Origin of the sequence: Vibrio sp. T13N, from assembly GCF_032970445.1 — a bacterium.
In the GTDB taxonomy this organism is placed as follows: Bacteria; Pseudomonadota; Gammaproteobacteria; order Enterobacterales; family Vibrionaceae; genus Vibrio; species Vibrio diabolicus.
Window position 1 is genome coordinate 1 of record NZ_JAWJYE010000029.1, and the last position, 8,465, is coordinate 8,465.

Below are 8,465 nucleotides of genomic sequence, written 5' to 3' on the forward strand. Positions count from 1 at the left end.
TCATTTAGCTTGGCATCAATAAGGCGGCATCTTCTTGTTACTTTGCTACCAAAAATACAGTTATTCACAGAACTCCAAGTTAAAGAGCAAAGYGCACGCTTGAAGACACCTGCCACTGAAAGACTCTTGTGATGAACTGCTGACCTGCTAAGGCCACGCCTTTTAATGCGCGCATTAGCTCGCTAGCGCAGTACAAACTGGTTTTGATAACACCCGTCTCTTTATCCACTGAAAACTCATAGTGTGGCTTGAACACCTGCTCTTTACGCTTACTGAACACTCCGCCCATTTGTTGGGTAAAGGTCTTCCAATCGCCTTTATCTGCCGCTTCAATGATGGTCTTCCCGTGCTCTGGTAGGTTTTGAGTCTCTTTAAGGCGTCTTAATTCTCGCCATACGGTCACTGAGCAGCCGCCTAGCTGTTGAAACTGACGAATCCCCCAACAAGACGCCCAAGCATCAACACGTGCCGCCGCATCTAACGGGTCTTCTCCGTAAATGCCATCTTCTAGATCTGCGCCATCAATGTTCTTGGAAATGTATTTGGCGATGTAACCTGTTGCGCTCCCTTTTGATGGGTCTATCTTCACTTCGGTAAAACGGTGTTGCTCTGCGCCCTTTTCATCTCCATCCTCTCGCATTGAGTATTCACGCATGGTTTGAGTCATCGTTTCATAGTCTTGAGCTTCGACAAACAGCAACAGGTGCCAATGTGGTGTACCATCATGCTGCGGCTCTGCTACACGAAAACCATAGAAACGTACACCTAAGCGACTTAGCTTTGAGCGAATAAGTTTCCATGTCTCATTGAGGTAGGATTGACCGTCTAATGGGGTGTAGCCCTCCCACTTGGGATTGATGTGCCCTGACTTCGAATAGCTTCTGTGATACTTGGAGGGACAAGTTATGGTTAGAAAGGTTGCTACATGACCTAGCTCATTGGCTAAGTCTTCAAACCCTCTTGCTCGTAACATTAACTCCCCTTTGCGTATCTTCGGGTCTGATACCCCTTTTTGCGATAGCTCAAGCAGTGAGAAGCTCTGCCCAAGCTCGTTGGTCGCGATGGTGTTTTCTAGGTACGCTTTTTGGTATGCCTTTTGATTGAGTCGAGCAATAAGCGTTGGCTGGGAGCAATAGAGACTCTTTTGCTTATTAACTTGGTTAAGATGGTGCAACACGGTCTCTATATTACGTCTTAACGCCTTCCTAAGCCCTCTCAACCACCAATTTTTATGGCTGTAACGTGCCACCTCCCCTTGCAGGGAATATTGTCCTTGATAGGGTGTTAAGCCTTTTCGAGTAACATAATCTCGTAATGGTTGAAGCGCGGACTCGTCATTAAGATAGCGACGACGTCGGTCTAAGACCTCTTGGGCGAGTTGCTTCGCTTTGGCTCTCAAGTCTTCTTCGGTTAGGTTTAACTCAATCTTATCGATTGGCAAAGATAAGTTCGCGGCGATAGTGTTGGTCGTGACTCTGAGATAAGTATTTCGCTCGAATTTCGTAGGCTGGCGCAGATATTCATTAAACAAAATACGTTGAATTTCGTCCGAAAACGGAGAAAGCCTTTGCTGAACAAAGGCTCTGTCATCTCGGTCAACGCTCGAAAGGTTGATGGTCATCATAGGAGCGTTTTCCCCTTACTCGTTAAGGAAAACACATCCCAACGTAAACCAAAGTACTTCTGGCTCGCATATTCAATCAAGCCTTCTTTAACGAGCTTGTGAATGGTCTTTTGATGCACCTGAATAGGCAGTCGCGACTTTGGCTGAACATCGCCCTGAGTTGGACAGTAGTCTGAACACACTTGGAAAGTGCGTCCGGTCTTCATCCATTTGATGAGCATGCTTTGCTCTTGAGTCAGATTAGCCATGAGCCGCGCCTCCCTGACACAAATGTTCAAGCTTGGTGTGATTATCTAACCATGCATCTAAATCTTCTTTTAAGTAACGGACAGCGCGTCCAATTTTAATAAATGGAGGGGCGATAGTTCGATTATTGCGCTGGCCTTCCATTCTCGCTTGTCTTAAGTAAGAGCGACTCATGCCAATGTAAGTTGCGGTCTCTTGCTCGGTATAAGCGCGCTTTTCAACGTTTGAATCTGTCATTACGGTATCTCTTTGATGTGAAGTTGATACCACGGTAAACAGTCGTAAACGTCACCTGACGATTTGGTTGACGATACGGTTGACGCCTCCCCTCTACTTTTGCGACAGACTTAACATATTGATAGTTTCAAACGGATTTCTTGGTGTGATTGCAGGGATTGAATAGCGACGAAATCGTGTCTAACAGGTTTCTCAAAGTTAACGACGGTTAGCTTCGGTTAAGCGACAGTGACTTTCAACCAAGAGGAAATTTCTCAGCGCTCATTAAGCATTAAAGAAGCACTCTATGCAGTGCTACACAGCGGCTGATTCAACTGTTGCCATATTTTGATGAACCCTTTAAATACAAGGCTTCAATACAGTTTTGGCACTTAATATCATGTAGCAGCGATAACGTATTAAATCGTAGTCCAGTATGCGTTGAGAGTGACGGTTGCGTGAGCCTGAAAAGTGCTGAAAACCGTGTGCTTTCATCACGCCAAGCTTTCAACACACATCCAACCGATAAGCCAACCGAATCGCAACCGCTCTAGTCAGAATTCTCTCTTATCGCTTTTCTTACCAACGGGAGGTGTTTCTTACGAAAGGACTGATACCCTAAGCTGTTCTCGGTTCCTTTATTGTCCAACCAAAGAATACTGTCTTTCATCACTTCTATGATGTAGCCGTCAATATCGAATTGCTTTTTAACCTCTTCCTGTGAATCTTTCTTGATTAACTCCCACACCTTGGGCGCGTCTTGGTCACCGTAGGTTTCCAATACGCGATAAGCAATCTTTTCAATGGGGTGTGACAACGCCACTTCATGAAGTCTTGAGCTACTTTGCTTTACTGGCTCAACTGTGATTGCCGGTTGAATAGCACTACACCAGCGGTTGATGCCTTCAACCTCTACCCGCAGTTGCTCAGGGTTAATGAGTACGGGTTTCGCGTTTAAACGAACGGCTTGTGCGGTTGAGTCGTTAATATTCAGGTTCAATAATGCATCTTGGAGTTTCGCGTGCTGCTCATCTTCTTCTGGGCTCAAGAAAGCCGATGCGAACTTAGACACGACATTTTCAACGGTTGGCGTGGCACTGAGTTCGGCAATAGCACTGATGGGAGTGGTTGGAAGCTCAGGGCATTGTTTGGTGTAGTGTAGATTTGTCTTTTTTATGTTCGGGAAAACATCATCCACTGACGACCAACCTGTGATTCGTTCCGGCTCCATCACCAAGAGCACTGAGATTTCAGTGGGGTTCATTAGACGGATAATTCGCGCAGCATCTTTCGATTTGAGTTGAACCATGCCCTGATAATCAAACACGGCATACACGACTTTATGGTTGTCTTTCGTGCCATAGGCGCCAAGGCGTTTCGCTTCAACATAGGCAAACAAGGTTAACTGATTGTCCTCTATGGCTGCCATCACATCGCCTTGTGTGGCACTGGTTTTCTCTGGTATTTCACTCAATCGAATAAATCGACGGGTTAACTGCTCCATGTATCGCCTTTTGTCTTCTTACTAGTGAGGCAATTTAAACACTAAACGGAGTCCAGGCTTACTCAAGCCAGCAGTTAGTCGACTATTTTTCAGCGCGCTTCACAACACTAACCAATCAGATTCACCGCCGATGCTTTATGCTCCGGTGCTAAATGGGCATAGCGCAACGTCATCTTTAAATCGGCATGACCAAGAAGCTCCCGAACGGTATTCAAATCCACCGCTGCCATGACAAGCTTGCTAGCGAAGTGATGGCGTAAGTCGTGAAAACGGAAGTTGAGAATATTGGCATCTTTCAGTAGTTGCTCCCATTGATATTGGTAGGTATCAATCGGCTTTCCATTTGAGGTAAACACGAGCCCACTTTCCTCACTATAGTTCTGAGCCTTCCAATCGTTCAGCATGGAGAAAACGGTATCGTTTAAAGGAATGGTTCGGCGTTTCTTCGACTTCGCATTTGCCGAGGTAATCGTAAGATAACGATTTTCGAAGTTAATGTGCTCCCAACATAATGACAGCATTTCCCCCTTTCGCATGCCCGTATTAATCGCCATCACGATTAAAGGCTCTAAATAATCCGCATACCTCAGCTTGGGCACTTCCTGACGATGGGCTTGCTTCTGATTTTCCCTCAGGCGAATGTCACGCACTTTCAAGGAGTCTAATAACGCTGTTTCTTCTGCCGTAGACAGATAACGAATACGCTGATCATCTTCTTTAACTATCTTCACACTACTGAGCGTATGAGAATCAATGAAGTCCCATTCAACGGCTCGGTTAAACGCGGCTTTCAAGCGATTGTAGGCGTATGAAATGGTAGATGATGCCCTACCCAACTTGCGCTTTTCAGACACCCATTGTTGAACGTCCCAAGCCGTAATTTCAGACATGGGTTTATGCGCTAAATGCTTGAAGCTACTTTTTATGCACATAAAGGATTGTTTGGCTGTTTTAGGGTTTAGAGCCTGTAAGTAACTCTCGTAATGTTCATCAAGAAATCGTTCTAGGGTCAGTGTCTTTCTCAACGCTTCACGTTTGGCTTCAAAACGCGTTTCCTGAACATCTTGTCCACCTGCGACAAGACCTGCTTTTTCTTTTGCTAAATCTCGGGCTTGAGCAGGCGTTAAAGAATTTGCCGCCCCCAATAGGTAGTTTCGCTGCTTACCATTCAGGCGATAGTAAAAGTAGTATTTGATGATGCCTTTGGGGGAGATACGAGCGTGAAAACCGCTGATCTCAGTGTCGTTCAAACGCTTGTCATCGACTTTAAAATTCTTGATTGAGGTGTTGGTAATCTTTTGCTTGATAGCCATCGTAATTTCATCCGTGTAGCTTTTATGTAGCAAAATGATTGTATAACGATGGCTTAAAAAGAACAGGGATGAACAAACAAATCATACTTAAATCATTGTCTTATATGGCACCAAGAGTCATATTTGTTCATTGTGGCTTATTGAGAAATACTACCAAAACACAGCATTAAGGTGTGAGTAACGCAATACCGATGTAGCTGCAACCACCTTAAACACAAAAATCAACGCATGAAAAAATGCCACGCGTTACGAATCACTCTTAAATGCTTTGTTAGCCATCTTGCCCCACTCGGTTCGAAGGACTGCCAAAACCACTGTATCCCACCACTGTTCTTTGAAAAAACGATGTTCTCTAAAATGTGCTTCTTGGCGCATGCCCAGAGACTTACAGAGCTTAATAGCTGTCAGGTTTTTACTGATTGTCTCCGCATAAATGCGGTGAACTCCCAACTCCGAGAACCCAAAATCTGCCAGAGCCAAGGCGGCTTCATGACTTAACTTATTACCTTGAGATACTCTGGAAAATGCACACCCCATCGAAGCCTGCTGATTGTCCTCTAGCCGTAAACAAACAGTACCAACGAACTCACCTGACACCTTGCACTCGACAGCTAATTGGTATGATTTTCTTGGCTTCTCAGAAGCCTGGGCTATAAACAAGCTTGTTAACTCTCGGTATTTATTAGGGTCACAATCGCTTTCGTCATAGAAACGCTGATATTTAGCATCCTGAGACATAGTAACAAAAGCGTCTTCATCATTCGGAGTCATATCCCTGATAATCAGACGCTTAGTCTCGATTTTAAACATCGAAAGTTCCTTTTACTTGTGAGGCATAACGCTTTGTTAAGGTGTGAGGTACGCAATACCGATGCTTCCGCATAACACCCTAAACGCTGAACCCAACGCATGGTAAAAATGCCACACGTGCCGAATCACTCTTGAACAATTTGTTAGTTGTCTTTGCTCAACGCTGCATTTATCGCGACGCCAATATTTAGGTATTGAGCTTCAAGTTCAAAAAACATATCTAAAACTTCAGTAGCCGGACATGACGGATACACAGTGCCATCATATTCGAACTTGGAAACAATATATTGAGCAATGTTATTTTCGTAGTCCACATTAAACTCTTTGATTGGGATAACCCTATGCTTATTTATATTCACTAGGGCTGCCACATATTTGAACTTTGAATTCCCTCTCACTACCTCAACAGCATTACTAACCCCAAGTAAACTTGGGTGCTCAGAAAGTTTTAGGCTTTTTGACACATTGTAAAATGTTATGTCTCGTTCTCTTTTTGGGGCAACTGCAGGAAAGCACGCACAAATAATTTGAGCAAAAATATCTGCAATTGAATGAAGAGTTTGAACATGTGCTATTAAATGAGCTAAAGATGCCATTCTTAGATCTTTCCCAACACCCAAAATTGACTTTTCAACATGATTTACTTCTTGAGTTGAGACTAAAGTTGCATGAAACCCATGGAACTTAGCTAGTTTAAGCTTCCATTGAATCGAAGCTACTTGATCTTCAAAGTACTCAAATTTTTCTCGAGGCATCTGCTCTTTAGCCAATGTCAGCAACTGCCCATTTTTCCAATTTACCACCATATCTCCGATTTATTGTGACAACTAACGCCCTGTTAAGTAGTGAGGCACGCTATATAAAAGCTTCTGCACTACTCCGTAAACACAAAAACCACTGCAAACCCAAAATGCCACGCGTGCCGAATCTGCTTGAACAGTTTGTTATGTTTAAAGCCAAACAAGCCCACTATATGGTTTGCTTTTAAGAGCCTCAAGCCGGCTTTTTAACGAACCAACATGAATTTCCAGTTTGTGACCATCGGGATCCAAAATATACAACGATTGCCCTTCACTTATATTTTGTTTCCAAACTTCGATATCAGAGGAAATCACACGGGACGAAAAATGCTCAAAATCCTCTCGAGATATATCGAAGGCTATATGGGTATAATCAGTTTTAGGACAAGGTGAGTCAAACGATAAACAAAACCATGCATCTCCGATAGAAATGTATGCACCATTGTCCCATTTCACATGCCCAGTAAAACCCAAAGTATCGATGTAAAACTTAAGCGAACGTTCCAAATCACTGACTGCGAGAGTGATATGATTTAATCCTGAAATCAACGAATTACTCCATTAAACATAACGCCCGCTTAAGTGGTGAGCAACGCAATACCAATGCTTCCGCATACCACCTAAATCACTAAATTTGCCGCAAACCATAAATGCCACGCGTTGCGAATCCGCCTTAAAGCGTTTGTTATACATTTTTTGCAACACGAGCCATATGATAAACATTTACATACTTTCCATGTCTGAACGCGTAATCTTTTGACTCACCCTCGATTTCAAAACCAAACTTTTTGTACAAATGAATTGCACGCTCATTGTCTACATAAACCGTTAGCTCCAAACGTTTTAAATTTAGCCAGTTATCCGCTAAATCTATTATCGTTGCCAACAAAGCACTACCAATGCCTTTTCCTTGGACGTTATCTTTAACCCCCATACCGAAGGAGCCAACATGTCGACGCCTTGGGCTTGCACACACCTCAAAACCCAAGTTACCAACGATTTCACCGTCTAACAACGCAACATAAGCATAAACATTATCTGGTAGATTAGAGGTGCGCTTTTCCCACAACTCCAGTGACGGATTTGGAAGTTGCAATGTCCCTTTATAGGCATTTTCACACTCATAGATTTCTTTTATTGCCCTTGCATCCGAAGGCTCAGCTCTTCTTACTTCAACTTCCATACTCACATACCCATTAAAATGTATAACGCCCTGTTAAGGGGTGAGCAACGCAATACAAAAGCCGCTGCATACCACCTTAATCACTTAAACCAACGCATAGTGAAAATGCCACGCGTTGCGAATCCCTCTTGAACAGTTTGTTAGTGTTCTTTTGACCGAAAGCCACGGATGATCCAACCAATAGACCAACCTAGAACGTAAATAAGTATTGAAACTGCAAACCACCACATTGCTATCGTGGTAAAGTGGTCCTTTTGCCTATACGGGAGTTCATCTACTTGAAGTTGAAACTTCTCGTTTATTTCTTTAACTGCGCTAGAGAAAACACGCTGAGGTGATGAAGGATTAATCTCCACTTTGTTTAACCACGCAATAATTTCCGCATCAGTTTTATTTTCAAACAAATTCACCTGAATTGAATAACCAGTAACCTCTCGGCTCTCTTCGTCTGATATTTTCTCCGCTATCACATCTGATGCACTTCTGATCCACTCTTTTTCAATCGTAGAAATTTGTGGTCTAGTCTCAAAGGCAACATAGGAAGCAGTGAAACCTGAAATGATAACTACAACTAACCAAAGCCTTTGCCAGCCTCCCAATTTCATAATTACTCCTTGAACACTAACGCCCTGCTAAGGGGTGAACAACGCAATACCGAAGCCGCTGCATACCACCTTAATCACTAAAATCAACGCATAGTAAAAATGCCACGCGTTGTGAATCCCTCTTGAGCAGTTTGTTAGTTTGCAAACCCAAAGCGTTGATTTTA

At 43.4% G+C, this 8,465-nt stretch carries 10 protein-coding genes; all 10 read right to left on the reverse strand.

Annotation, left to right across the window (positions count from 1 at the left end; genetic code table 11):
• Positions 1 to 79: 79 nt before the first annotated feature.
• Entirely contained in the window at positions 80 to 1,624 is a 1,545-nt protein-coding gene (locus R2S67_RS22115) for a replication endonuclease (RefSeq protein ID WP_317347075.1), read from the reverse strand.
• Entirely contained in the window at positions 1,621 to 1,872 is a 252-nt protein-coding gene (locus R2S67_RS22120; protein WP_317347076.1) for a hypothetical protein, read from the reverse strand. The genes R2S67_RS22115 and R2S67_RS22120 overlap by 4 nt, the downstream gene beginning before the upstream one ends.
• A complete protein-coding gene (locus R2S67_RS22125) occupies positions 1,865 to 2,107 on the reverse strand; it encodes a helix-turn-helix transcriptional regulator (RefSeq protein WP_012841735.1) in 243 nt (80 codons plus the stop codon). The genes R2S67_RS22120 and R2S67_RS22125 overlap by 8 nt, the downstream gene beginning before the upstream one ends.
• 529 nt (positions 2,108 to 2,636) lie before the next feature.
• Positions 2,637 to 3,590: a hypothetical protein gene (locus R2S67_RS22130; RefSeq protein WP_317347078.1), complete on the reverse strand. Its 954-nt coding sequence runs from the start codon at positions 3,588 to 3,590 to the stop codon at positions 2,637 to 2,639.
• Positions 3,591 to 3,697: 107 nt separating this feature from the next.
• Positions 3,698 to 4,903, reverse strand: a complete 1,206-nt coding sequence (locus R2S67_RS22135; protein WP_317347080.1) for a site-specific integrase — start codon at positions 4,901 to 4,903, stop codon at positions 3,698 to 3,700.
• A gap of 246 nt (positions 4,904 to 5,149) precedes the next feature.
• On the reverse strand, positions 5,150 to 5,713 hold the full coding sequence (locus R2S67_RS22140) for a GNAT family protein (protein WP_317347082.1): 564 nt from the start codon (positions 5,711 to 5,713) through the stop codon (positions 5,150 to 5,152).
• Between the two features lie 143 nt (positions 5,714 to 5,856).
• On the reverse strand, positions 5,857 to 6,519 hold the full coding sequence (locus tag R2S67_RS22150) for a hypothetical protein (protein ID WP_317347083.1): 663 nt from the start codon (positions 6,517 to 6,519) through the stop codon (positions 5,857 to 5,859).
• Between the two features lie 144 nt (positions 6,520 to 6,663).
• A complete protein-coding gene (gene fos, locus R2S67_RS22155) occupies positions 6,664 to 7,062 on the reverse strand; it encodes a fosfomycin resistance glutathione transferase (protein WP_317347084.1) in 399 nt (132 codons plus the stop codon).
• Positions 7,063 to 7,198: 136 nt separating this feature from the next.
• Positions 7,199 to 7,696, reverse strand: coding sequence for a GNAT family N-acetyltransferase (locus R2S67_RS22160; RefSeq protein ID WP_058966912.1), 498 nt, complete (start codon positions 7,694 to 7,696; stop codon positions 7,199 to 7,201).
• A 140-nt stretch (positions 7,697 to 7,836) separates the two neighbouring features.
• Complete coding sequence (locus tag R2S67_RS22165) at positions 7,837 to 8,301, reverse strand: hypothetical protein (protein WP_258633752.1); 465 nt, start codon at positions 8,299 to 8,301, stop codon at positions 7,837 to 7,839.
• Positions 8,302 to 8,465: the final 164 nt, after the last annotated feature.